24 protein-coding genes are annotated in these 26,957 nt (G+C 35.3%); 18 read left to right on the forward strand and 6 right to left on the reverse strand.

From position 1 onward, the window contains the following. Positions 1-234 precede the first annotated feature (234 nt). Positions 235-1,365, reverse strand: coding sequence for a CAP domain-containing protein (locus tag AB3U99_RS12305; RefSeq protein ID WP_400247913.1), 1,131 nt, complete (start codon positions 1,363-1,365; stop codon positions 235-237). Between the two features lie 377 nt (positions 1,366-1,742). Here AB3U99_RS12305 and AB3U99_RS12310 point away from each other — a divergent pair, with 377 nt between their 5' ends. The 3 genes from AB3U99_RS12310 (at position 1,743) to AB3U99_RS12320 (ending at position 3,438) form a co-directional block, all read left to right on the forward strand. After that, a complete protein-coding gene (locus AB3U99_RS12310) occupies positions 1,743-1,874 on the forward strand; it encodes a hypothetical protein (RefSeq protein WP_400247915.1) in 132 nt (43 codons plus the stop codon). A 218-nt stretch (positions 1,875-2,092) separates the two neighbouring features. Further along, on the forward strand, positions 2,093-3,166 hold the full coding sequence (locus tag AB3U99_RS12315) for a branched-chain amino acid aminotransferase (protein ID WP_400247916.1): 1,074 nt from the start codon (positions 2,093-2,095) through the stop codon (positions 3,164-3,166). Between the two features lie 32 nt (positions 3,167-3,198). After that, positions 3,199-3,438: a hypothetical protein gene (locus AB3U99_RS12320; RefSeq protein ID WP_400241399.1), complete on the forward strand. Its 240-nt coding sequence runs from the start codon at positions 3,199-3,201 to the stop codon at positions 3,436-3,438. 433 nt (positions 3,439-3,871) lie between these two features. Here the strand turns inward: AB3U99_RS12320 and AB3U99_RS12325 are convergent, their stop codons facing one another. After that, complete coding sequence (locus tag AB3U99_RS12325) at positions 3,872-4,699, reverse strand: Cof-type HAD-IIB family hydrolase (protein WP_400241401.1); 828 nt, start codon at positions 4,697-4,699, stop codon at positions 3,872-3,874. Positions 4,700-4,873: 174 nt separating this feature from the next. Here AB3U99_RS12325 and AB3U99_RS12330 point away from each other — a divergent pair, with 174 nt between their 5' ends. Both AB3U99_RS12330 and pepF read left to right on the forward strand, forming a co-directional pair. Then, positions 4,874-5,074 (forward strand): IDEAL domain-containing protein, encoded by a 201-nt coding sequence (locus AB3U99_RS12330; RefSeq protein WP_400241402.1) that lies wholly within the window; start codon positions 4,874-4,876, stop codon positions 5,072-5,074. Positions 5,075-5,640: 566 nt separating this feature from the next. Next, a complete protein-coding gene (gene pepF, locus AB3U99_RS12335) occupies positions 5,641-7,431 on the forward strand; it encodes an oligoendopeptidase F (protein WP_400241404.1) in 1,791 nt (596 codons plus the stop codon). A gap of 62 nt (positions 7,432-7,493) precedes the next feature. On the opposite strand, the gene AB3U99_RS12340 is transcribed toward pepF, so the two are convergent. Continuing rightward, a complete protein-coding gene (locus AB3U99_RS12340) occupies positions 7,494-8,396 on the reverse strand; it encodes a LysR family transcriptional regulator (RefSeq protein WP_400241405.1) in 903 nt (300 codons plus the stop codon). Positions 8,397-8,535: 139 nt separating this feature from the next. On the opposite strand from AB3U99_RS12340, the gene gltB reads away from it, so the two are divergent. The 8 genes from gltB (at position 8,536) to AB3U99_RS12380 (ending at position 20,995) form a co-directional block, all read left to right on the forward strand. Then, on the forward strand, positions 8,536-13,089 hold the full coding sequence (gene gltB / locus AB3U99_RS12345; protein WP_400241406.1) for a glutamate synthase large subunit: 4,554 nt from the start codon (positions 8,536-8,538) through the stop codon (positions 13,087-13,089). A gap of 15 nt (positions 13,090-13,104) precedes the next feature. Beyond that, a complete protein-coding gene (gene gltD / locus AB3U99_RS12350; protein ID WP_400241408.1) occupies positions 13,105-14,598 on the forward strand; it encodes a glutamate synthase small subunit in 1,494 nt (497 codons plus the stop codon). Between the two features lie 583 nt (positions 14,599-15,181). Beyond that, the gene (locus tag AB3U99_RS12355; protein ID WP_400241409.1) at positions 15,182-15,712 is read left to right on the forward strand and encodes an HD domain-containing protein; all 531 of its coding nucleotides are present in this window, start codon (positions 15,182-15,184) and stop codon (positions 15,710-15,712) included. Positions 15,713-15,796: 84 nt separating this feature from the next. Further along, on the forward strand, positions 15,797-17,980 hold the full coding sequence (locus AB3U99_RS12360; protein ID WP_400241411.1) for a DEAD/DEAH box helicase: 2,184 nt from the start codon (positions 15,797-15,799) through the stop codon (positions 17,978-17,980). 155 nt (positions 17,981-18,135) lie between these two features. Continuing rightward, entirely contained in the window at positions 18,136-18,768 is a 633-nt protein-coding gene (locus AB3U99_RS12365; protein ID WP_400248054.1) for a peptidylprolyl isomerase, read from the forward strand. Positions 18,769-18,851: 83 nt separating this feature from the next. After that, positions 18,852-19,286: a peptidylprolyl isomerase gene (locus tag AB3U99_RS12370; protein ID WP_312095772.1), complete on the forward strand. Its 435-nt coding sequence runs from the start codon at positions 18,852-18,854 to the stop codon at positions 19,284-19,286. Positions 19,287-19,381: 95 nt separating this feature from the next. Further along, positions 19,382-20,125: an SDR family NAD(P)-dependent oxidoreductase gene (locus tag AB3U99_RS12375; RefSeq protein ID WP_400241413.1), complete on the forward strand. Its 744-nt coding sequence runs from the start codon at positions 19,382-19,384 to the stop codon at positions 20,123-20,125. Between the two features lie 96 nt (positions 20,126-20,221). Beyond that, the gene (locus AB3U99_RS12380) at positions 20,222-20,995 is read left to right on the forward strand and encodes a TerC family protein (protein ID WP_400241414.1); all 774 of its coding nucleotides are present in this window, start codon (positions 20,222-20,224) and stop codon (positions 20,993-20,995) included. Between the two features lie 55 nt (positions 20,996-21,050). Here AB3U99_RS12380 and AB3U99_RS12385 read toward each other — a convergent pair whose 3' ends face one another. Next, positions 21,051-21,569, reverse strand: coding sequence for a ribonuclease H-like YkuK family protein (locus AB3U99_RS12385; protein WP_400248056.1), 519 nt, complete (start codon positions 21,567-21,569; stop codon positions 21,051-21,053). A gap of 323 nt (positions 21,570-21,892) precedes the next feature. On the opposite strand from AB3U99_RS12385, the gene AB3U99_RS12390 reads away from it, so the two are divergent. The 3 genes from AB3U99_RS12390 (at position 21,893) to lepB (ending at position 24,018) form a co-directional block, all read left to right on the forward strand. Continuing rightward, positions 21,893-22,795 carry a DUF4349 domain-containing protein gene (locus AB3U99_RS12390; protein ID WP_400241415.1) on the forward strand — a complete coding sequence of 301 codons (903 nt, stop codon included), beginning with the start codon at positions 21,893-21,895 and terminating at the stop codon, positions 22,793-22,795. Between the two features lie 139 nt (positions 22,796-22,934). Further along, positions 22,935-23,492, forward strand: a complete 558-nt coding sequence (locus tag AB3U99_RS12395) for a GNAT family N-acetyltransferase (protein WP_400241417.1) — start codon at positions 22,935-22,937, stop codon at positions 23,490-23,492. A 43-nt stretch (positions 23,493-23,535) separates the two neighbouring features. Continuing rightward, positions 23,536-24,018, forward strand: a complete 483-nt coding sequence (gene lepB / locus AB3U99_RS12400; protein ID WP_400248058.1) for a signal peptidase I — start codon at positions 23,536-23,538, stop codon at positions 24,016-24,018. Positions 24,019-24,477: 459 nt separating this feature from the next. Here the strand turns inward: lepB and AB3U99_RS12405 are convergent, their stop codons facing one another. Both AB3U99_RS12405 and AB3U99_RS12410 read right to left on the reverse strand, forming a co-directional pair. Continuing rightward, the gene (locus AB3U99_RS12405) at positions 24,478-24,735 is read right to left on the reverse strand and encodes a DUF2533 family protein (RefSeq protein ID WP_400241419.1); all 258 of its coding nucleotides are present in this window, start codon (positions 24,733-24,735) and stop codon (positions 24,478-24,480) included. Between the two features lie 174 nt (positions 24,736-24,909). Next, a complete protein-coding gene (locus AB3U99_RS12410) occupies positions 24,910-25,188 on the reverse strand; it encodes a DUF5658 family protein (protein WP_400248059.1) in 279 nt (92 codons plus the stop codon). A 133-nt stretch (positions 25,189-25,321) separates the two neighbouring features. On the opposite strand from AB3U99_RS12410, the gene AB3U99_RS12415 reads away from it, so the two are divergent. Together AB3U99_RS12415 and AB3U99_RS12420 are read left to right on the forward strand one after the other, a co-directional pair. After that, entirely contained in the window at positions 25,322-26,275 is a 954-nt protein-coding gene (locus AB3U99_RS12415; protein ID WP_400241420.1) for a tyrosine-type recombinase/integrase, read from the forward strand. A gap of 185 nt (positions 26,276-26,460) precedes the next feature. Next, complete coding sequence (locus AB3U99_RS12420) at positions 26,461-26,901, forward strand: CoxG family protein (RefSeq protein ID WP_400241421.1); 441 nt, start codon at positions 26,461-26,463, stop codon at positions 26,899-26,901. The last annotated feature ends 56 nt before the right edge of the window (positions 26,902-26,957 follow it).

Consider the following 26,957-nt stretch of genomic DNA (forward strand, 5'->3'; position numbering starts at 1 on the left):
AACAATATTTTTAGGAAATAGCCTTTAAAAATGAAGTGGAATGGAGAGGAAGACACTCGACTCCTGCGAGAAGTAGAGGAAAGTGAGTGTCTGTAGCACAATGGAACGAAATAGTTTTTACATATGACTATATTTAAAACCATAAATAGCCAATATAAGAAAGTAACCTTTATTTAAGAACTAAATTAGAGATTGTTCGTCTTTTCAGATTATCTATATAGTTTTGTACCATCCTCATTTTGTTAGGAAGTTCTCTGTATAGTATGGCTGAGCATCGTTGTTAAAGGCTACTCCGATGCCTAAGGATGCAAAATCTTTTTGAAGGATATTCTCCCGATGCCCCATTGAATTCATTAAGCCTTCATGTGCAAAAACACTGCTGTTTTGGCCATAAGCTAAATTCTCCCCTGCCATACTGTAGCGAATTCCATCGTTAAGCATCCGATCAAATGGTGATTCCCCTTCAAGATTGGTATGGCTGAAATAATTATTTTCTGCCATGTCTAAACTATGCTTGCGGGCTGTTGCCCTTACTGCTTCGTCCCATGTTAAAGGTTTCAAATTATTATTTACGCGACTTGCATTTGTTAAATCAAATAATTGATATTCAAAGCCTTCTTTGAGATTCTCTGTACCATGCACATAAAAATCTTTTCGGTTTTCTTCTAAGGAAGAACTGACGATTTGCAGGGCGGTAACAGTGTTATTTTCATGTTTATCAAAAAAAACAGTGACATAGGAATCATTGAGAGCAAACATTTCATAATCTCTATCCTCGGCCATTTTATAAAAAACCATTCCTTTTCTTAACTCGGTTAAAGGTGCTCCTAATGTTTCTAACACTTGCTCTTTCTTCGTCCCCTTTTTAATGCCGTTTGTGGAAGCAATTAAATCCTGATTTGTATATAAGGCTGCTACTTTATTATTATCGTCATAACCTACCATTACAAAGTTGTGATAATTGTTATGATAAGTATACCAGGAGATTCCGTATTCATTTGCCGTTACCCTTTGCGGTGTGCCAAGTGTCTTTTCTACTGTTTGCAGCTCATCTCCAAGGGAAATATTATAGATAGAGAAAGGGGAGTCCTTTGGGATTGCCAGTTCAGGTTTAGGGACATCTTCGGATTTTTCTTCCACATTCCAGTCAGGGAGAAAATCCTGTGCATCCTGAAAAAGAGTCTTTAGACTTTCTAACTCCCGTGTAAGTGTCTGAATAAAGGAAGTAATCGATTCTTGATTGATACTATTTTCTAGTGCCACAGAATGAGTATTTATGCCATTATTTTCGCTATCTTTAAAAAAGAAATTATATGCCGCATATATGATAAGAAGGGTGAGAACCCATTTTAATAGTTTTGTCATTTGTTTAACCTCCAGTTGTCTAACCAGTATAACCAAATAAAAGCCCCTGCATAACGAATGAAGCAAGAGAATATGGATAATCTAAAGTAAGACAGCTATTTTCTGAGATAACACAATAGAGAAACAGTGATATCTCATTTTCTCTTAAAATCTTATCTATTGTAATAGATAATAATGTTTATTATAACATGTTCTAATAATTTCACGTTGTCATAAAGAATTTCATCATATTGTCTATAAGGTGTAATCAATTTGTAAAGTAGGTTTATTATATGTAAAAGGTATAACTGCTATAATAAATATAACCGTTTCCAGCTTGGAAATTATTTTAGGCGTAATCCCTAGACAGTTTTAAGACGGTTTTAAAGGAGGCAATCATGCATTTAATTAGAACCGACATTGATGAAATTTTAAGAAACACAACTGATTTAGCGCAGGAAATATCCTCATGGAATTTAATCGATATAGAAATTGATGAACTTTTAGAAGATACAAAGCATTGGAATTAATAACCGCAGCCAAATGTACATAATGTAGATTTGGTTGTTTTTTTGTTATGCTGTTTTCATACAGCTACAGATTGATAGGTGCAATTTTTTTTGAAAAGTTACTTATCATTTCCTTAGTTACGCAAAATATTTTATAACTTTTTATCAAAATCACTTTCTCTATAGAAACTTTGCGTTATAATAAATAGAAATAATATTTATGATAAGGAGAATGGAACGTGACAGAACAAACAATCACTGTAACATTAGCAAAAGAAAAGAAACCAAAACCGGATCCTTCTACATTAGTATTTGGTAAAGTGTTTACTGACCATATGTTTATGATGGATTATTCAGTCGACAAAGGATGGCATGATGCACAAATTCTTCCATACCAACCGATTACTTTAGATCCTGCTTCTGTTATTTTCCACTACGGACAAGCAGTTTTTGAAGGATTAAAAGCTTATTTAACGAAGGAAGGCAAAGTCCTTTTATTTAGACCAGAAAAAAATATGGAGCGTTTAAATAAATCAAATGACAGACTTTGTATCCCTGAAATAGATGAAGAGTTTGCGTTAAATGCTTTAAAACAACTAATTAATATCGACAGAGAATGGATTCCGAATGGAGATGGAACATCTTTATACATAAGACCATTTATTATTTCTACTCAACCTTATTTAGGTGTAGCAGCATCAGTTAGCTATAAATTTATGATCATTTTATCCCCAGTAGGGTCGTACTATAAAGAAGGCGTTAAACCAGTAAAAATCTTCGTTGAAAATGAATATGTACGTGCAGTTGCTGGTGGGACTGGTTCTGCAAAAACAGCTGGTAACTATGCAGCAAGTTTAAAAGCACAACAAATTGCAACCGAAAAAGGCTACTCTCAAGTTCTTTGGTTAGATGGAGTAGAAAAGAAATATATTGAAGAAGTTGGCGCGATGAACGTATTCTTCAAAATTAATGGAGAAGTAGTGACACCTCAGTTAAATGGAAGCATTTTAGAAGGGGTTACAAGAAGAAGCATTATGGAGCTTCTACAACATTGGAATATTCCTATCACAGAAAGAAAAATTTCGATTGCAGAAATTTTTGAAGCACATAAAAATGGTCAATTAGAAGAAGCGTTTGGTACAGGAACAGCTGCTGTTATCTCTCCAATTGGTGAATTTTTCTGGAACGAAGAAAAAATCGTCTTAAATAATGGAGAAACAGGAGAATTGGCATCGAAATTATATAAGACTATCACAGATATCCAAAATGGAGGACAAGAAGATCCGTTTGGCTGGACTGTTGAAGTGAAATAATTCCTTTACAAGGAAAATAAAGGAGCATCTTAATGGCGAATAAAAGCCACACGCTAAATTTTGGCTGGAATTTAATAGCACATAAAGACTATAAATTATTCTCTAACCAAAATGAATATGTATTAATGGATTGGGATGGAGATGTTGTTTTGTGTGTTTCTGTTCAAGACCATGAGATAGAGGTCCTTCGTAGTAATTGGAATCTTCATTTTAAAGTGAACTTGGCTTTTAAAACGATAAAAGTTTTTAATGATCCAGAAGAGGAAGAGTGAGTAACGGAATTAGTGGATATAGGAGTAATTGCTATGTTAAAAGAGGCTGGGACATAAGCATTTCAACCAAAAACAAACACGAACTATAATGTAATTAAATTACATAAAAGTTCGTGTTTGTTTTTTAGAAAAAGGTTTAAAAACGAAGTGAAATGGAGCGGAGGACGCTCGACTCCTGCGGGAAATAGAGACGCTTTAGACCCCGCAGCGCAGCGAGGAGACTCAGCTTCCTCCCCGGCGCATCGAGAGTCTGTAGCGCAATGGAACTACTTAGTTTTTACACTTAACTATATTTAAAAACAAGATAACCATCTTGAGAAAGTAGCTTTATTTAAGAGCTAAATTAGAGATTGTTCGTCTTTAAAGATTAGTTAATTAGTTTTGTCCCAGCCTTTTTTTTTACTGAAAGATAAAATTATATCAAACAATATAATTACACTAACTTGGTAGTAACAGGGTCTAGAATAAAAGTATGGATAACTTTGGCAACACCATCGTTATTATTAGTATCTGTCACGTAATCAGCAAGTTCCTTTACATCACCAGGGGCATTTCCCATTGCAACTCCAAGGCCAGCAAATTCAATCATAGCAACATCATTATAGCTATCGCCAATGGCAATAACTTCTTCTCTTGTAATGCCCAGTTTTTCAATGAGGATCGCTAAGCTTGTCCCTTTTGTAACTCCTAATTCCGTAAATTCAAGGAAGAATGGTTTAGAGCGCATTACACTTAAATGTTCCGCTAACTCTTCTTGCAGCTTTGCTTCAACTTCTTTTAGGTGTTCTTCATCTTTCACCATTAATACCTTTACGACAGGCGTTGTAACAGTCTGTTTAAAATCGGTAACGGTTTTGATAGGTAAGCCGGTAATTTGTGCTTCGATTTCTGTGAAAGGATTATTTTGTTGTGTAATGATTTCGTCCTCCATATACGTATGAATCCACACATTTTCCCTTTGACTTAAATCAAAAAGATTATGAACTGTTTCTGGAGATAGTGTACTGCTAAATAGTTCTTCATTTGTTTTACAATTGGTTATTTTTGCGCCGTTAAAGGAAAGAATGTAACTGCCATATTCAGCAAGCTTTAACTCTTTTGCCGCATCCTGCATTGCATATGTTGGTCTTCCAGATGCAAGGACCACCTTAACGCCATTTTCTTGTGCTAGCATTAAAGCTTTCTTTGTCGCATCTGAAATAGTATGGTCATCTGATAATAAAGTATCATCCATATCTAATACAATCATTTTATAACTCATTTTTAATTTCCCCTTTCCTAATCTCTATAAAGAATACATGAAAAACAAACAATCGCCTATACATAAATCCATTTTTTAATAAAAGTTTTAAAAGGAATAAATTTCCTTGAAAAAGTATTTGAATTATCAGAAAATTACTGCTATAATGTAAAAAAGAACAAGGGGTTGATTCAAATGGAAAAGTATTTATTAAATGCACCAAAACAGTCTGTAGGAAATGTAGTTGATTCTTTATTTGCTGAAATGGTATTAGAAAAGGCCCTTGACGACTTTCGAAAAGCTGAGTTAAAAAAACAAATTGACAAAACATTAATTGCTGGTGACAAGGAACAATTTTATCGCTTAACAGAAGAGTTAAAACAGTTAACCGCATAATGATCGTAATAATTTATACTAGTAGTAACATAACAGCTGTCCTTAAGGGAAACCTCACTGAATTTTCAATCAGAAAATTTAGTGAGGTTTTTCCCTGCAAAAAAAGATAGTATTTTATATTGATAGGATAATAGAAAATAAAAACTGCCGATAAACAGAAGTTTATCGGCAGTTAGGGGACACTAAAATGTGTCCTACGTATTGAGGCAATAAACTACGCTCCACATAGCGCAATAATGTTCATTGACTTATTCAATATAGCTCATCGCTTGATTAATATAACATAGTTACTAGAAGTTTAGCAAGCTTTTTCTTAGTGGCTCTCAATTAAAGTTGATCCTTTAATAGATGAAGTCCGTTTAATTCTCCTCCTATCAACTCAGAATATATACCAAATAGTATTATTTAACGATAATTATATTTTCGGAAATTCCAATATATATTCGATAGAAGTGTTTGTACTTTACATGAAAGGATAATGCTAGGTATGATTTAAGCATATACATATATTTTAATTTCATGATAACAAGTGAAATATCGAAAACCAACTGAATAGGAGGAAGTTTATGAATACATATAAAACAAGGGAAGAAGTCGCTGAGTGGGAAAAATGGAATTTGGCGGATATTTATAAAACAGAAGAAGATTGGGAAAACGATCTCCAATTAGTTGAGATGAAAATCAAGGAGCTTGCCATATTTAATAGCAATATTTCCGATGGGGCAAGTTTATTAGCCTATCTTACTTTATCAGAGGAAGTTAGCTTTATCTATCGAAAAGTATATGCTTATGGAATGCTTCTGTTAGATTTAGATACACGTAATACACATGCCCAAAGTCTAATTGAAAAAGCACGCTATGTTGGTCAGAAATATAGTAGTGCCACTTCTTTTTTCATGCCTTTTTTATTATCATTAGAAGAAAGCAAATTACAAGCGTACATAAAAGCAGAGACAGGGTTAGCTTATTTTGAAAAAGATTTATTAGAATCTTTTCGCTATAAGAAGCATGTATTAAGCAAAGAAAAAGAAGAGATTTTGTCAGAATTAGGTGAAGCATTAGGAGTACCGAGTAATGTATTCGGAATGATAAATAACGCAGATATAACATTTGGAGAAGTAACAAATGAAGATGGAGAAAAGGTTGAGTTAACAAGAGGAATGTATGCCAAAAAAATCGAAAGTGAAGATCGAGATGTAAGGAAAGAAGCTTACCTAGCGTATTATAAACCATATATAGGAATGAAAAATACCATCGCAACAACCTTTAGTGCAGCAGTGAAAAATAATGTAAAAACAGCAAAACTTAGAAATTATCCTTCTGCTTTAGAAAAAAGTTTGTTTGGAGACCAAATTCCAGTAAGTGTATACAATAACTTAATTCAGACAACAAGAAAGAATTTGCCTTATATGGATGACTATATGGAGTTTCGCAAAAAGCGACTTCAGCTTAAAGAGCTTCATGCCTATGATTTAAGTGTTCCATTAGTCGGAGAAGCAGCCAAGGAAGAGATTAGCTATGAGAAAGCATTTCAAATAATGCTGGATGCATTAAAACCACTTGGTGAAGAATATCTCGCTGTACTAAAAAGCTTTAAGAATAAGCGTTACTTAGATGTACGGGAAACACCAGGTAAACGTTCCGGCGCTTATAATTTAGGATTATATGGTGTACATCCATACATTCTGCTAAACCATCGGGACGATTTAGATAGCTTATTTACACTAGCTCATGAATGCGGACATGGGATGCATTCCTATTTTAGTAGCAAACATCAGCCGCAAATAAGTGCAGGCTATAGCATTTTCGTTGCGGAAGTCGCTTCTACTGTGAATGAAGTATTGCTAATTAGACATTTATTAAAAATAGAGAAGGATCCATTGAAAAGAGAGCATTTATTACACCATTTTATTGATAGCTTTAAAGGTACGTTCTTTACACAGGTGATGTTCAGCGAATTTGAAAAAACAGTGCATGAGCAGGCGGAAAAAGGGCTTCCGCTCTCATTGGATTTTTTTAATTCTACCTATGAGGAATTGTTTAAAGCATATAATGGCAGCGATTTAGTAGTAGATGAGCAAGTGAAGTATGGATGGTCGAGAATCCCCCATTTTTATCGTCCATTTTATGTTTATAAGTATGCAACTGGATTTGCTTCCGCCATAAATATAGCTGATAAACTAATAGAGGGAGAGGCAAGGGACGTAGAAAACTACTTAGACTTTTTAAAGAGTGGAAGTTCTGACTATCCACTCGAGCTTCTCAAAAAAACTGGTGTCGATTTGACTACTCCAGAGCCTATTAATCATGCCTTAACTATTTTTCATTCCTTAGTGAAGGAAGTTTTAGTAAAATAAGATATGGGTAGGAAAATAAGGGTCAAACTTTAAATAAAGTTTTAGACCCTTATTCTATCCTGTTATTGATATTTTTCTAAAATAGTGAAAAAGTCGATGACAAATCGACGAAAGGTTTGAACAGATGGAGGAGATTCCCGATTGCTTGGAACGATAATTCCGACAGTCCGGCTAATAATCGGATCTTCAATTGGTATTTTCACCGTAAACTTTGGAACAGTATCATAAAAAGTGCTTTCTGGCAGAAGTGTCACACCCATTCCGGCAGAAACCAATCCTTTAATCGCATCTAAATCCTCGCCTTCCGCATTTATATTTGGTAAAAATCCTTCTTGTTTGCAAGCGTCAATGGCGATTTTTTGCAAAATATAGCCTTTAGGAAATAAAACAAATTCATCATTGCGTAAATCCCGTAATCGAAGGGATCTCCTTTCGCTTAACAAATGATTACTCGGTAATAATGCAAAGATTTTTTCAGTGAACAATATGTTTCCCGTTAATAAAAATTCGTCTGTTGGTACAGGACCCAAGAAGGCTAAATCTAAATCTCTATTTTTTACTCCTTCTATTAAAAAATGATAAGATCCTTGCCGCAATTGGAATTTCACATTTGGATGTTTTTCTTTGAAGGCAGAAATAACCGTTGGTAGTAAGTGGCTTGCAAGACTTGTTGGAAAGCCGATTTTTATCGAACCTCTTTCTGGATCCAAATAAGCATTTACCTGTTCAATAGCACGGTCAACCGATTTGACGATGGCAAGAGAATGGGTTAAAAATATCTTTCCAATCGAAGTCAGCTTCACATTTCTACCCTCACGTTCAAATAATTGAACGCCTAGCTCATCTTCTAAGTTAGCAATTTGACGACTAACAGCAGATTGGGCAACATGTAGATGTTCAGCAGCGGCTGATACATGTTCCCTTTCCGCTACTTCAATAAAATATTTTAGTTGTCTCAGTTCCATTTTTATCGACCTTCTTTATTATTATCTCATTTTTAGATTATTTCTATCTAAATGATATATTGTACATATGAATTTGTATAGTATAATTGAATTATCTGAATAAAAAAATTTGTTAGAAAATCTGACAGGGGTGGTTGAAATGACGTACAACCAAATGGAAAAAGCGCAGGGCTTATATAGACCGGAATTTGAACATGATGCATGTGGAATCGGACTGTACGCTCATATAAAAGGGGAAGCGACGCATGACATCGTTACAAAAGGCTTAAGCATGCTTTGTAAATTAGATCACCGTGGTGGGCAAGGCAGTGACCCATTAACAGGAGATGGTGCTGGATTAATGGTACAAATTCCAGATGCTTTCTTTCGGAAAGAATTAAAAGATATTAACCTACCAGAGAGTGGACAATATGCAGTTGGAATGGTCTTTTTCTCAAAGGATGACCCAAATAGAGACAAAATCGAGACAAAAATCAATGAATATATTGCAGAGGTCGGAGAAGTACTTCTAGGTTGGAGAACTGTACCGACTGAATTCAGAAAAATCGGAAAAGTTGCACAAGAAAGCTGTCCAGTAATTCGCCAAGTATTCATTCAGTCCAACCAAACAAATAAAGGTAAATTAGCATTTGAACGCAAATTATATATTATCAGAAAATTAGCGGAAAAATGGGGAAGAGTGGAAGAGAAAGAGTTTTACTTTGCAAGTCTTTCATCAAGCACAATCGTCTATAAAGGATTATTAACATCTGATCAAGTGGAAAGCTTTTATTTAGATGTGCAAGACCCAGCATTTGTTTCAGCTTTCGCCATTGTGCATTCTCGTTTCAGCACCAACACATTTCCTAGCTGGGAAAGAGCGCATCCAAATCGATACCTAATCCATAATGGAGAAATAAATACATTAAAAGGCAACTTTAATTGGATGAAAGCAAGGGAGCAGCAATTTGCATCAGAGGTTTTTGGAGCTGATTTAGAAAAAGTGTTGCCAATCTTAGATTCCCATGGAAGCGACTCATCCGTATTTGATAATGCATTAGAATTTTTCATCCTATCTGGCCGCACTCCAGCTCATGCGGCAATGATGATGATTCCAGAGCCATGGACAGAGAACCCGCATATATCAAAACAAAAAAGAGATTTTTACGAATATCATAGTAGCTTAATGGAACCATGGGATGGCCCAATGGCGATTACCTTTACAGATGGAAAACAAATTGGAGCAATTCTTGATCGCAATGGCTTACGTCCAGCAAGATATTATGTCACAAAAGATGATTACATCATTTTTTCTTCAGAAGTTGGGGTTGTTCCAGTGGAAGAAGAAAATGTCCTTTATAAAGAGCGTCTAAGTCCTGGCAAAATGCTGTTGATTGATTTAGAAGAAGGACGCATTGTTTCGGATGAAGAGCTTAAAAATTCGATTGCTTCTGAGCATCCATATACAGAGTGGTTAGAGGAAGTTGTGCACTTAGAGGAAAACAAAGAAGAAAAAGCAGAGACATTTGCTGATTTACTCGCAAGGCAGAAAGCTTTCGGCTATACGTATGAAGATGTGCAAAAAAATCTAATTCCCGTTGTATTAGAGGGAAAAGACCCGATCGGATCAATGGGAAATGATACGCCGCTTGCTGTATTATCTAATAAGCCTCAATCATTATTTAATTATTTTAAACAATTATTTGCACAAGTAACAAATCCGCCAATTGATGCAATTCGCGAGCAACTAGTAACCTCGACTCTTTCTTGGTTAGGAGCAGAGGGGGATTTATTACATCCAGATGCAAGTAATTGTTATAGAATACAACTGAAAACACCTATTCTATCTAATAGTGATGTGGAACAATTACGAACTAATGCTAGACTTGAGTTTACAGCTAGAACAATAGATGCTTTATTTACAAATAATTTAGAAGAAAGCTTAAATAACCTTGTCCAAAAGGCAGAAGAAGCTATCACACAAGGTGTATCATTGCTTATTCTATCGGATCGTGCAATGAATAGAGAAGAGAAAGCTATTCCTGTTCTACTTGCTGTAAGTGCATTGCATCAAGATTTAATTAAAAAAGGGCTTCGCACGAAAGCAAGTATTATTGTAGAGTCAGGGGAAGTACGAGAAGTACACCATTTTGCGAGTTTAATTGGTTTCGGTGCCGATGCTATTAATCCTTATTTGGTATATGCGACATACAACCAAGCAAGAGAAGATGGAATCCTGTCCCTTTCCTATGAAGAAACTGTAGCTCGATACAATACAGTAATTACAGAAGGTGTAGTAAAAGTAATGTCTAAAATGGGCATTTCCACTGTACAAAGCTACCGAGGGGCACAAATTTTTGAAGCAGTCGGTATTGGCAAGGAAGTAATCGATCAATACTTTACTGGCACTGTTTCTCAGCTAGGTGGAATTGGATTAGATATTATTGCGGAAGAAGCAACAAAAAGACATTTATTAGGATATCAAGAATCAATCGATGAAACATTAGATTCTGGAAGTGATTTTCAATGGAGAAAAGGCGGAGAACACCATGCTTTTAATCCAAAAACAATCCATACTTTACAATGGGCATGTCGAAAAGGTGATTACGGATTATTTAAACAATTTACTGAAGCGGCTAATGAAGAAAGCATGAGCTTCTTGCGTAATTTATTTGCTTTTGATGCATCAAGACAGCCGATTGATATCAATGAAGTGGAATCTGTCGAATCAATCGTAAAACGATTTAAGACAGGAGCTATGTCATTTGGTTCGCTAAGTAAGGAAGCCCATGAAACATTAGCAATCGCGATGAATAGATTAGGCGCAAGCAGCAATAGTGGAGAAGGTGGAGAAGATCCATCCCGTTATACAATTGATGAACATGGCGATAATCGAAGAAGCAATATTAAACAAATTGCTTCTGGTCGTTTCGGAGTTAAAAGTCATTATTTAATCAATGCGAAAGAATTGCAGATTAAAATGGCACAAGGTGCAAAGCCTGGTGAAGGTGGGCAATTACCTGGAAATAAAGTATATCCATGGGTTGCAGAAGTACGTGGCTCAACGCCAGGTGTAGGATTAATTTCTCCACCACCACACCATGATATCTATTCGATTGAAGATTTATCACAGCTTATCCACGATTTGAAAAATGCGAATAGAGATGCACGTATATCCGTTAAATTAGTTTCAAAAGGCGGAATTGGCACTATTGCAGCAGGTGTTGCAAAAGGTGCTGCAGATGTTATTGTGGTGAGTGGTTATGATGGGGGAACTGGAGCATCGCCTAAAACAAGTATTAAACATACTGGTCTTCCATGGGAGCTAGGCTTAGCAGAAGCGCATCAAACATTAATGTTGAATGGTTTACGAAGTCGTGTTGTGCTTGAAACAGATGGCAAGCTAATGACAGGGAAAGATGTTGTTCTTGCAGCCCTTATGGGAGCAGAAGAATTTGGGTTTGCAACAGCTCCGCTAATTGTTATGGGATGTGTGATGATGCGTGCGTGTCATTTAGATACTTGTCCAGTTGGAATTGCAACCCAAAACCCAGAATTGCGTTATAAATTTGCTGGAGACCCTAACCATATCGTAAACTTCATGCGTTTTGTTGCGGAAGAGGTACGTGAATTAATGGCACAATTAGGTTTCCGCACAGTGGAAGAAATGGTTGGGAGAACAGATGTGCTAACCGTTAGCAAAGAAGCGAAAACACATTGGAAAGCGAAGGACTTAGATTTATCTAAACTTTTATATAAAGTGGATGGTCCAAGAACGTTCCAAACGCCGCAAAATCATAAGATTGAGGAAAGCTTAGATATTCAAAAGATTCTTCCAGCCGTTAACAAAGCAATAAAAAACAAAGAAACACTAGATTTACATTATACTATCCGAAATACAAACCGTGTAACAGGCACGATTGTTGGTAGCGAAATTTCGAAGCTATACGGAGAAGCAGGTCTTCCAGAAAATACGATTAATCTTCATTTCACAGGATCAGCTGGTCAAAGCTTCGGCGCGTTTATTCCAAAAGGCATGAGTCTTTATTTAACAGGTGATGCGAATGATTATATCGGCAAAGGGCTATCAGGTGGGAGAATTGTCGCTAAAGCACCAGCAGTAAATTCTTACACAGCAAAAGATAATGTTATCATTGGGAATGTAGCATTTTACGGTGCGACAGGCGGAGAAGCATTTATAAATGGAAAAGCAGGCGAACGATTTGCAGTACGAAACAGTGGTGCAAGTATTGTCGTAGAAGGCATTGGTGACCATGGTTTAGAATATATGACTGGTGGGGAAGTTGTTATTCTAGGAGATGTGGGTAAAAACTTTGCAGCTGGTATGTCTGGTGGAATTGCCTATGTATTATCAAAAGATGCAGACCAATTCAAAACATTATGCAATAAAGAGATGATTATTTTTGAAACACTAGAAGAACGAGCAGAAATAGAGAGAATAAAAGGACTAATTGAAAAACATGTGGCAGCAACAGATAGTTTAGTAGGTCAACAAGTACTTGCAAATTGGGATAATTATGTACGCCAGTTTGTTAAAGTAATTCCAAAAGACTATAAACGAATGATCGCAAACATTCAAAAAGGGCTAGAAAGCGGCTTATCAGAAGAAGCAGCTTCAATGGAAGCATTTGAGAATAATTCCAAACAAGACAAAAAAAAACAAACAAATAAAATAACCGTATTAGTGCAGTAGAAAGGAGAGAACAGAATGGGTAAAGCAACTGGATTCATCGAATTTAATCGGGAGGAAGCGGAAGAAAGAAATCCGCTTTCCCGTCTAAAAGATTATAAAAAGTATTCTGCTCCTTTCGCTGATGAGGTACTTCAAAGACAGGGGGCAAGATGTATGGACTGCGCAACACCATTTTGCCATATCGGAATGGAAATTTCCGGAAGTACATCTGGCTGTCCTATCCATAACTTAATCCCTGAATGGAATGACCTTGTATATAAAGGGAGATGGAAAGAAGCGTTAGACAGATTATTAAAAACAAATAACTTTCCAGAATTCACTGGAAGTGCATGTCCTGCTCCTTGTGAAGGTTCTTGTACGGTCGCAATCTCTGATCCAGCAGTTGCGATTAAAAATATCGAACGAACTATCATTGATAAGGGGTTCGCAAACGGTTGGATTCAACCACGAATTCCTCAAAAGAGAACAGGAAAAAAAGTCGCGATCATTGGATCTGGTCCCGCAGGACTTGCTAGTGCAGATCAATTAAATCAAGCTGGCCATTCTGTAACTGTTTATGAAAGAGCAGATAGACCAGGTGGATTATTAATGTATGGCATTCCAAATATGAAAATTGAGAAAAAAGACGTGGAGCGCAGAATTAAGCTTCTTACCCAAGAAGGTATTGATTTTATTACCAATACAGAGGTAGGAAAAGATATAACGGCACAAGAATTAAGAGAAAACTATGATGCAGTGATTCTTTGTACAGGTGCTCAAAAGCAAAGAGATTTAGTGATGGAAGGTAGAGATGCAAAAGGTGTGCACTTTGCTATGGACTATTTATCAGGTGTAACCAAAAGCTTGCTAGATTCTAATTTTAAAGATGGAAATTACATTAACGCAGAGGGGAAGGATGTTATCGTTATTGGTGGTGGAGATACAGGAGCCGATTGTGTCGCAACTGCTCTTCGCCAAAATTGTAAAAGTGTTGTCCAATTTGGTAAACATCCAAAGCTTGGGCTAATGCGCACAAGTGATAATATGTGGCCAGCTGAGCCAAATGTTTTTACATTAGAATACGCCTACGAGGAAGCAGAACAGAAGTTTGGCGAAGATCCTAGACAGTATGGAATTCAGACGAAGAAGATGGTAAAAGATGAAAATGGCAAATTAAAAGAATTACACACTGTTTCAATGGAAAAAATAAAGCAAGAAGATGGGTCGTTTATTTTTAAAGAAATTCCAGGAACAGAAAAAGTATGGCCAGCGCAATTAGTTTTTATCGCAATTGGCTTTGAAGGTCCTGAACAGCCTGTATTAAAGCATTTTGGTCTCGAAACAATGAACCGCAAAGTTGCTGCAGCATACGGTGATTTTGAAACAAATCTAGAAGGTGTTTTCGCAGCAGGTGATGCACGCAGAGGACAAAGCTTAATTGTTTGGGCAATTAATGAAGGAAGAGAAGCTGCTAGAAAAGTAGATGAATACTTGATGGGTGCTTCGATTCTACCAACTGTTAATGCTTAAAAAAAGGATGTGATAGGAAGCTCTATCACATCCTTTTTTTCATATGATAAAAAAAGATAATATTATACATATAATCTCTCTTCTTCTTAACTAGACATGTAATTTTTAATGATTGAATTCTATTGTTGTTAAATTTATATACTTTTAGCAAAATATATAAATTGAGTGGAAAATAGCCTTCTATAAAAAAACTTTCCCAGCTAGTAATTTTTTACGAGTATATCTCAATAAATTTTACGCATTCAAAATATTATAAAAATTTTAAAAATATCATTAAGTCAAATATAAATAAAAAACTTGTTTTCAAATTTCCATTCTTATTTAGGTGTTTTTTATTATCATTTTATTAAAAATATAATATAATAGGAAAAATACTTTTTTAAAGGTGCGAGAAAAGAATTAAACATTAACCCATTTTGGGTGTTTTTTTATAAATGCTAAACAATGGACGCTAGATGGAATAGTAAATAGCTTAAGTCCATGTATCATAGTAAGGAAAAAGGTGAATAGGTTTAATTAATAGCAACAGACCTGCAAAAACACTTTAAGTTAAGTGTTCAAATAAAGAAAGGAAGTGTCGGAGATGAGAGATGTTAAACTTATCGATATTTATAACCACCATATAGCGCAAAAATATATTACACGTTCAGGTTTAGCTCATGCTCTGGCAGTTGCTTATCATGCTTTTGAAATGGCAAAAGAATCAAATGTCGATGTCGATAATGCAGCTAAAGCCGGATTTTTACATGACATGGGTCATTACACCTGGTATAAAGATGGGAAATGGGATTATAAATTATATAGACAAAATGACATTCATCCAATTAAGGGAGCGGAAAGAGCTCATAAATTATTAATTCGTTTAGGAGAAAATCCTGTAAAGGCCAAAGAAATCGCATTAGCTGTCCTTTTTCATACTGACAGTTTTATTCCAGGAGGTTCCGTAATACTCTCACCATTACAAAAAATCGTAAAATTGGCTGATGAAAAAGATGAGGAGCCTGGAGGACATCATCACTATCGCACGATAACGAAGGAAAGAGCATTGAAAAGCTTAGAACGATTAGATGCAAAAATTGATGCGTATTTAGAACAGCTAAAAAAAGAAGGATAGAAATGGATAGAGCCATTTCTATCCTTCTTTTTTTATAAGTGTTATAATAGTAAAATCGATTTTTTAAAAAAGGAATTATAAGAAATGACAAATATTATCAAGACCATTAAAGAATGGCAGCAAGCACTTCAAATGGAAATAAATTATTTAAAAAAATACGGACAATCTAAAGTGGCTTTATCTAATGGGATACGATTAAATACAGAAAATGATTATACGTATTACTTTGAAAGTATTGGTAATCTGAAGGTTCCGATTGGCTCAAATGTAATCATTCACTGGGGAAATCAGGCAGTTAACGGACGAGTATTATCGGCAGATGGCAAGAGCCTTCTAGTCATTTTGGAAAAGATGATTGGCGAGGATATTTCTGAAGCCTATTTGTCACATGATCCCTGGGAACTTTTAGAACAGCTGCAAATTCGCTTTGATTCGATAAAAAAGAATAAACGGAAGCTTAGTAGAATAGTAAAATTAATGCGTCCAAGTGAAGCAACAAAGCATCCTACTGAAGAGCTGAAAAATAATGTTCATGAGCTTTCGTTAAGATGTAAGTATAATCCAGTCTCTTTTGTTTGGGGACCACCAGGAACAGGAAAGACGTACACGCTAGCAAGAGTAGCTTTACAACGTTATTGGAAAGGGAAAAGAATTCTTGTTTTAGCGCAAAGTAATCAGGCAGTTGATGTACTACTGACAGAAATTACCACGACCGTAAAAGAAAAAGACCGTTTTAAACTGGGCGATATTCTGCGATACGGCGGTAATAGCAGTAATGGCCATCTGGAACAAGAGCAAATTACATCTAGCTCTTTGCTTGATAAAAAGGATATGGATCTTGCTAATCAAAGGCAACGGTTTATCGAAGAAAAGCAAAAGCTTAAATCTGATCTTGCGAGTGCATTTACGATTAGAGATTCTTCCCAACTCTTGGAAATGGAAGAGAAGCTGGCAAGTGTAATGGAAAAAATCCGCAAAAGAGAATTACAATTTGTTCAAAAAGCGAAAATTGTTGGGACAACCTTAGCAAAGGCCGCGACAGACCCAGCAATTTATGAAGATGAGTATGATTTAGTTATCGTAGATGAAGCAAGTATGGCTTATATACCACAGGTTGCATTTGCTGCATCTCTTGCAAAGCGAATCATCATATGCGGTGACTTTAAACAATTACCGCCTATTGCGACGAGCCGTCATGCATTAGTGGATAGATGGTTAAAAGAAGATGTTTTCCATGCAACAGGTGTAGCAGATATGGTGCATACTTCCTCCCTGCATCCCCAGCTTTTGTTATTAAATGAGCAAAGACGTATGCATCCATCGATATCCGAATTTACGAATAAATATATCTATCATTCATTAGTAGGAGATTACAAGAATGTCGAAAAAAGCAGAAAATCGATTGCAGATCAATCACCCTTTAAGGGTAACGCCAGCGTATTATTAGACTCCAGTTATTTTGGAGCATTCGCCACTTTTGAAAAAGCATCTAAATCTCGCATGAATTATATCCATCTTCTCCTTGCCTTACAAGTTATCCATGAGGCATTAAGTGACAAAGGGACAAGTATTGGCTATGTCACTCCATATCGGGCACAGGCTGATATAATGGAAGCAATGGCACACGAATTTTTTCCTGAATCAATGGCTGATAAGCGCTTAATTATAGCAACCGTCCATCGTTTTCAAGGAAGTGAAAGAGATATTATCGTCTTTGACAGTGTAGAAGCTGCCCCCTTTTCACGACCTGGCATGCTTTTAACAGGAAAAGAGAGCGAACGCTTAATTAATGTTGCGATTAGTAGAGCAAAAGGAAAATTTATTCATATTGCCAATAGAAGCTTTATCCAAACAATGATTGATCATCGAAAAACGATTCGTCAACTAGTCAGTCACCAAGAAAGGGTCAATAAGGTTGTTACTAATCAACAGATTGGCGAATGGATTCAACAAAAGAATCCCAAACTTTTTTGGACACATGGTCAGAGAATCGATTTATTAAAGAAAGATATGAATCGTTCACAAAAAGCGGTATTCGTGTCGATCCCACAATCGAAAGGTACCCTTAGTCAAGAATGGAAGCAATTTTTTGCTAAATCAAATGTTGTTAGTTCTCCTGATATTCCTTTTCCTATGATTATTATCGACGAGAAGGTAGTTTGGCTTGGCTTTCCATTAGAATTGGTCAACGGCAGTAGGCCTCCATCTCTAGCAGTACGTATTCATTCCCCCTATCTAGCTGCATATCTTTTAAAATATATTACGTAAAGAAAAGGAATAACCACATTGCTTAGGTGGTTATTCTTTTTGCTTTCAACAAATAAGGTTATTCATTGAATAGAAGTGAAGATTTCGCTAAAATGAGGAGGAAACTGTGTATAGGAGGAGTAGTCATTTTGAGAAAAAAACAGTCTAGATGGATCATGGCCATATTTAGTGTATCCATGCTTTTATTAATTACAGGATGTGGAACACAGAATACCGCACCATCAAATGAAGTGGATAAAAAAGAAAGTAAAGCAATATCTTCCGATGATTATCCAATCGTAACCATTACAATGGAGGATGATTCTAAAATTGAAGTGGAGCTATATCCAGATAAAGCGCCTAATACAGTGAATAACTTCATTTCATTAGTCAATAAGGGCTTTTATGATGGATTAATTTTTCATCGAGTGATTCCTGATTTTATGATTCAAGGGGGAGATCCGAATGGGAATGGAACAGGTGGTCCCGGTTACTCTATTAAAGGTGAATTTTCGGATAATGGATTCGAAAACAATATAGAGCATGAAAGAGGCGTTATTAGTATGGCAAGGTCTCAAATGCTAGATTCAGGTGGCTCTCAATTCTTTATTATGGTAGCAGATATTGATGATTTAGATGGCCATTATGCACCATTTGGTAAGGTAATAGAAGGAATGGATGTAGTTGATAAGATTGTAGCAGCTGATAGAGATGAACTGGACAAGCCTCTAAAAGAGATAAAAATGAAAAAAGTCACAGTTGATACAAAAGGAATAAATTACGAGGAACCTGAAAAAGTAATAGAATGACTCAGGAAATAAACGTTTTATTTTCTTTCTTTAGCAAAAGATGTTATGATAAAAGCTGATTTTGAATTAAGGAGATGGTAAACATGGCAACAAAAGGATACATATTAATGCAAAATGGCGAAAAAATCGAATTTGAATTATATCCAAATGAAGCTCCTGGAACAGTAGCTAACTTTGTAGAACTAATTAATAAAGGGTTCTATAACGGTCTAACTTTCCACCGTGTCATTCCTGGTTTCGTAAGCCAAGGTGGAGATCCAAACGGTAATGGAACAGGTGGTCCTGGTTACACAATTAAGTGTGAAACTGTTGGAAATCCTCATAAACACGTAGAAGGCTCTCTTTCCATGGCACACGCAGGTCGTGACACAGGCGGCAGCCAATTCTTCATCGTTCATGAGCCACAGCCACATTTAAATGGTGTTCACACTGTATTTGGACAAGTTACATCTGGAATGTCTACTGTTAAAGCGATGAAAAATGGCGATGTAATGGAAAAAGTAGAAATCACTGAATAATAAAGCAAACAAGGCAGGCTGAGAAATTAGCTTGCTTTTTTTATAATGTATTACTTAAATACTTACTTCATTGGTATATAGGGAGGTAGATTAGTTTGTTTAAAGAAAAAGTTGTGATTGTTACAGGTGCTAGCAATGGAATCGGAAGAGCGATTGCAACAGCCTATTTACAAGAAGGGGCATATGTTATTCTGGCAGATATTGATGAAAATCAGGGAAAGCAATATCTTGAACAGCTTGATCAAAAAGAGAAAGCATTATTTATCAAAACCGATGTACGAAATGAAGCTGAAATTATTCATTTGGTTCACACGACAAAAGATAAATATGGAAAAATTGATATTCTTATCAATAATGTAGGCAAAGGGATATTTAAACCGTTTTATGATTTATCAATCGAGGAATGGGATGACGTACTAAATACGAATCTTAGAAGTGTATTTCTTTGTTCAAGAGAAGTGGCCAAAATCATGCGTGAACAAAAGAATGGTGGCTCCATTATCAACATGTCATCTAGTAGAGCCTATATGTCTGAGCCAAATACAGAAAGCTATAGCGCAAGCAAAGGTGGCATTATGGCCATTACCCATGCATTAGCAAATAGTCTTTCAGGTGCACATATAACAGTAAATAGTATTTCACCAGGCTGGATTGAAACGAAAGATTATGAAAATCTACGTGACATCGATCATGACCAGCATTTATCAAAAAGAGTCGGCAAACCAGAGGATATAGCAAGAGCCTGTCTGTTTTTAACAAACCCACAAAATAACTTTATAACGGGTACGAACCTAATGGTAGATGGCGGAATGACTGTAAAAATGATTTATGAAGAATAACGGATTTCACTTTCCTATTAATAGTTGCTATCTGAAATTGATAGGAGTATAATATCTTCCATATCATTACATTTGTATCATAATGGAGGCTTTTTAGTGGACGTTTTACAGCAGATATTATCAACCTATGCTTCATTTTTTGATTGGAAGATGTGGGGAGAAGTATTAACAGATCCTGTTTCTTGGGGATTAATTGGATCATTAGTTATTTTAGAAGGCTTATTATCAGCAGATAACGCACTTGTTTTAGCGGTTATGGTAAAACATTTACCGCCAGACAAACAAAAAAAGGCATTAACGTATGGTTTATTCGGGGCCTATTTTTTTCGTTTCTTTTTTATTGGAATAGGAGTTTATTTAATCCACTTTACATGGATCAAAGTAGTTGGTGCAGCATACTTAGCTTGGATTGTTATCAAGCATTTCTGGCTTGGTGAGGATGACGAGGATGCATCAGCGATGAAAAAGGATAGTTGGACAATAAGACTATTCGGTGTATTCTGGGCTACTGTTATTTCCGTAGAGTTAATGGATTTAGCTTTCTCTGTAGACAGTATACTAGCTTCTCTTGCTGTATCAAATGAAATCTGGATTCTCTTAATAGGTGGTATGCTTGGGATCTTGATGATGAGAACTGTAGCAAAATTATTTCTTGTTCTTATTGAAAAAGTACCAGAACTAGAGAATACTGCGTTTGTCTTAATCGGGATTATCGCGGCGAAAATGTTTGCAAGTATTTTCGGCTTTGAATTAGATCACTATGTATTTTTTGCCATTCTGATTGCTGCGTTTATTATCACCTTTATCATTCATTTTATTAATAAAAACAAAAAAGTTTCTGAAGAAATAGCTTCTTCAAAAGAAGAATAATTACTTAAACCTGTTCTGCTATGGGACAGGTTTTTTAACGCAGAAAAAGGGCGAATTACTTCGTATACTTATTAGCATAAGAAGAGGCGACAAAAGAATCTGGCTTTATTTTAGGTTCAATGCCAATTGACTCAATTCTTGCTACCATTTCATTTACAAAATCGCGTGTTTTATTTCTTCGACCTGCTCCTATATCAATATGTCCTTCAATAGAGAAAGTGGCTCCCTGGTATACAAATGGTAATACAACGTCTATTAACTGGTTTTTCTTATCCTCTGTAAAGAGACTAACAACTTCTTCAGTCAGCGTCGTCTCATAGGAAATCTTCTCATGCAATCGTAAAACCTTCCTCGGTAAGACTACTTTTCTAATGCACGCCCATGCTCCTTTCCCCTTATTCATTATAACAAGGCCCGTAATAAAAGTCGTATGCTTTGCGTGAACTTGTGAATCTGTGCCAATCATCAATTGATAATTACCAGCCGGATTTCGAGACATAAAGGAAAGAATGCGTTGAAATACCATATCAAACGTCATCTTCTTTTCTTGTAGGTTTTGAAAGGTTATTTCCATATGCCTGTCTAACTCCACAAATATCCCTCCATATAAGCGTAATTTCCAACTCATTTTATACCATTGTATGTTCATCAAATGGAATTATCACTGAAAGTAAACTTGTATTATCATATACACAGAATAGAGAATTGGTGTAAATGATTATCCTTATAATTGTAAAAATTTACATATACCGTCTTTTCTGTATAGGATTAGGCAATAAATCTTTGATTATATAGATAGCACCTTTACAAAATTATTGTAATAAATCTGTAATAAATCTGAAACTAATTCATTTATTATCCGTCTAACTGAGTAACTGAACTTAGGAGGAAATATAAATGAAGAATTATCGTGTTATCTCTCATTTATTTTTATTGCTTTTATTCTTTTTAACAGCTTGCAGCAGCCAAAATTCAGAACAAAAAAGTGCTGACACCGAAAGTAGTTCTGAGTATGAAATTGCTAATTTAGACTCTAGTAACGTAAATGATGACCAATTAGCGAAAACTAGTAAAGAGAATAGGGGTAGCGACGTAACCAAAAATGCAGAGGATGACCGCATGGTTATTTATAATGCAAGTCTGTCCTTACAAGTGAAGAATTATCATCAAGTAGAAGCAACGATTCAAAGTAAAGCAACGGAGCTTGGCGGTTATGTAGTAGAATCATCTATTTACGATAGCGGGACTGAGTATATAAATGGCACGATTATTGTGAAAATTCCACAGTCCCATTTCCAATCCTATATAATGGAAGTGGAAAAACACAGTATAAAGGTTAAAGAGAAAAGTGTGACAGGAAATGATGTCACAGAAGAATTTGTTGATCTTGAATCTCGATTAAAGGCAAAAGAAGCGGTTGAAAAACGGCTGTTAACCTTGATGGATCAAGCCGACAAAACAGAAGATCTTCTAAAAATATCAAATGACCTAGCAACCGTACAAGAAGAAAAGGAGCAAATTTTTGGGCGAATGAACTATTTACAAAATAATGTGGACTATTCGACTGTCACCATCCAATTAGAAGAGGAGTTAGTGAAGGTAGACGCTATCAAAGACAAAGAATCCCTAAATACATGGCAAAAAGCAAAAAGTCAATTTGTTAGTACGATTAATGGCATGATTTCCTTTTTATCGGGTGTAGCCGTATTTGTTATTGGTTTATCACCAATTATCATCCCAATTGTGATCGTAATAGTTCTATGGATTATTTATAGAAAAAAGAGAAAGCCCCAGGAATAGGTTGACCAGATAATATGGTATAATGATAGTAATAACTAGCTTGGATATATATGCCAGTAGAAATTCAAAAATAATATTAGGCACCATTACTAGAGTATAAAAATATAATGGGTTCCCATGATTAATTCGGAGGGATAAAATGGGGATGATTGTAATAGAAAAAGAATACCTCATTCGACATGGTGAATGGATAGACGCAGAAGCAATATTAAAAATACAGCGTACTGTTATTGCTGAAGGCGATTACTTAATAACTTTAGCCGAAGAGTTTAATCATACCTTAGCAGAACAGCAGCATTGGATCAATAAAATTTTACGTAACGAAAGAGAAACATTATTAGTTGCAGAAATAGACGGTGAATTGATTGGATTTCTTGTGTTTCAATCTCCTAAAAGAAAGAGATTACATCATACTGGATCGTTTAGTATCATGATAACCAATGAATATAGAAATAAAGGGATAGGGAAAAAACTATTAGAGGTACTACTCGAATGGGCAGAAAGAAACCCTGTTATTGAAAAAGTAAATTTAGGCGTTTTCTCAACAAATCATCAAGCAATTTCGTTGTACAAAAGGATGGGCTTTGTGGAAGAAGGTCGTAAGATAAATGAATTTAAAATTGCCGAAAATGAATACGTAGACGACATTCTCATGTATAAAGTAGTGAAAGGAAAACAACTAGGAAGGAGGAGCTAATATAAATAATGCTGAGTTTAAGAAAGAGCTAAAATCATGGGTTATCGCTCTAGTATGTGCATTAGTTTTTGTCTTTTTATGCAGGAACTTTATATTTACTCCTGTTAAAGTAGTTGGTCAGTCTATGCAGCCTACATACGAAAATCAAGATCGAGTTATTGTCTCAAAAATAGGTCATATAAAGCATTTTGATACAATTGTTTTTCATTCTCCGATTGAGAAAGAAGATTATATTAAGAGAGTTATCGGCTTACCAGCTGATACGATTGAAATTCAAGATGACACTCTTTATATAAACGGACAAAAATACGAGGAACCCTATTTACAGCAATATAAGAGTCAATTGCTTCCTAATCAAAAATTAACAGAAAATATCAAAATCAAAGTACCAAAAGATCATATATTTGTACTAGGTGATAACCGGCAAAATAGTATGGACAGTAGGCAGATTGGATGTATCTCAGAAAAAGCTGTTATTGGAAAGGCAATTTTCAGATTTTATCCATTCATGGAAAATTACGAATAAGGATAACAAAAGAGGCTGGGACAAAACTAAATAGCCAGTCTGTAAAGACGAACCATCCTTAATTTAGCTCTTAAATAAAGGCTCCTTTTTCATGCTAGTTATTATGATTTTAAATATAGTCAGTGTAAAAACTAATTCGTTTTTAAAGATTGTTTTTCTATAAACTATTATGGAAATAGAAAAAATTAATTAATTAATTGGAAAGACGGAGAAGCCTGAATACACGTAGACTCTTATGGGAGCTGCGAGAAAGTCCGAGACCCCGCAGGAGCATGAGCTGTGAAGCGGATCGGCGCTCGCCCCATGGAAAGGGAAGTGTATTCAGGCTGCGGATAATAACACCATCTTTACTGAAACAGCCTTTTATAAACCGAAATAAACCCGAACAATCATATGGAATCGTATGGTTGTTCGGGTTTATTTATGGCTGGAATACTTATGTCCATGCCTCTTTTTCTTTTATTTGGAACGATTAACAAATTCAACAACCATTTCTTCACTCACTTTTTTTCTTGTTGGAACAACACCAAGCCGAGCTAACTCATTCATTTGTTCCGTTACTTCATTTATTTTATCAACAGAAAAATTCTCCCCAACTTTACAAAGCAAAATTGCTTCTTCAATGAAGGATTCACGCAGTTGATCTAATTGCTTATAATGATTGACACGAGAATTGACTTGTTCTACATGTTTGGTAATTTCTTTATGTACACTCATATTCTAGCTCCTTACTTATTGTATATAATTATTTTAATATTTAATCGATTAAAAAGAAAGAATTTATTTTGTTTACATAATATAATTATGATTAACTGATTGTTTTTGTAATCCAAATTATGTGTAATGGGGGACGGAGGAATATATCATTATTGAAATAGACAGCAGAAAAATCTAAAGGTGAATATTTTTACTATTAACATAGACAGCTAAGTATACAAGGAAAAATAATAAACCTAATTTTAGGATAATAAATAAAGTAGGGGGAATTTCCCATAGATAATTCATCAGTGGATTAGCTTCAACTATTTGGTTTGATTTGATTTCAAGAAAGGTAAGAATGGCTTCAAAAAAGTTGAATAGGCTAAGCAGGAGAAAGAGAAGCTTCAAACAATCACCCCTAATCTTTATTCCTAATAATCCTAATTTTAACGATAGAATGATATAGGTCATTGCATACAAATTAATAATTCATTTCTTTATAGGATTTTTAACAACATTACCGCGCATAATATCTCTTATGTGCGGTTTTTTAAGAAATATAGTATACTAAAATTACTACTTAATAGATTGGGTGGCTATACATATGATCACAAAGGAAACATTATTTTCTTGGTATGAAGAAGAGTTAAGCCTATTTCGAACAGAAATGGATAATAAAGATTACAGTAAATTTACGATCGAAAATTATTTGCGAGATATTTATTTCTTTTTAGAATTCATTACCCGCAAAAAAGAAGCATATACGGATTTAAGTACGGTGAAGAAATTACAGATTACCCTATTTATGAACGAGCTAAAAACGAAGCGCGCAAATTCTTCTAGTTCGAGAAATAGAAGGTTAACGGCCATCCGTTCCTTTTATAAATGTTTAGTAGATTATGAGCTTGTCCCAAAAAACCCCGCGATCGATTTGGAGAGCGCGAAAGAACAGAAGGGGAAACTACCAAGCTATTTAGAAAAAGACGAATTAAAATCCTTTTTTAACATGATTGGAAGGGTATCGCAAAAGCAGCATCAAAGACGAAATAAAGTTATCCTTGGCCTAATGGCATTTGCAGGGTTGCGGGTAATGGAAATCCATTCCCTAAATCTTTCTTCCATTAATCAAAAAAGAGGAATTCATGTACTCGGAAAGGGAAATAAGACTCGCTATATTCCGTTACCAAAAAAACTAATAGAAGAATTACATTTATATATAGAAGAAAACAGGATTTTCCCAATGAGGGGGCAGGAAGATGCTCTCTTTATTTCACGGAGAGGGAAGCGAATTTCTCGAAGAAGAATTCAAGAAATTACAGAACGGATCATTGATCAAATGGGAAAAGAATATCCAGATTTAAAATGGAAGGAAAAAGGAATCTCCAGCCATAAGTTAAGACATAGTTTTGCGACACATTTAGTCCGGGATGGTCGCGATATCAGAACGGTACAAGAGCTGCTTGGACATACCAATTTAAATACAACGCAAAAATATACGCATGTTTCCGATTCGCAAAAAGAAAAAGCAATGGATTTAGAAATTTCAGATTATCTATAAGGATACCATAATAACATTATGTAAACAAGAAGGGGTTCTTACTCATAATCTAACATTTGACAGAATATATATATAATCCAAGATGTAAACACAATCCCTTTTCTTCACAGTGAAGCTATATCCCATGAGCTTACAATAAGAGGAGGGATTAGTCTGTCAATGAAAGATAAGGGAAGTGTTATTCGATGCCAAGTAAAAAGCATTCAATTATCGTCCATGCAAACGCAATAAAGGTTTGGGATTTCGTTCGCTCCATGAATAACTGGGCTCCACTAGTACCCGGCTATATCAATCATCAAATCATCAATGAAACGGTTTCAACTTGGGAATTTAAAATTGATATGGGACTTTTTAAGAAAAAAGTGGAAATGAAAGTAATGATATTAGAATGGAAAGAACCATCAAAGGTAACCTTTGATTTAGTAGGGCTTAATGAGCATTTTGAAGGAAATGGCTATTTTATGGTAGAAGTGAAGGATGCAAATTATACAAAAATGACGGGCTATTTAGAAATACATTCTACAGGCACTTTTCCTAATGTAACAAATAGTATCATGCAGCCAAAATTAGAGGAAATCGCAGAAGAATTGACGGTTGCCGTGAGTAAAGCAATCGAAAGTTTGTAATAATAACATTATGTTAACTAAAGCGTCAAACGATGAATAGAGAACATCCTATTTCA

Source organism: Niallia tiangongensis (assembly GCF_044704065.1).
Taxonomy (GTDB): domain Bacteria; phylum Bacillota; class Bacilli; order Bacillales; family Cytobacillaceae; genus Niallia; species Niallia tiangongensis.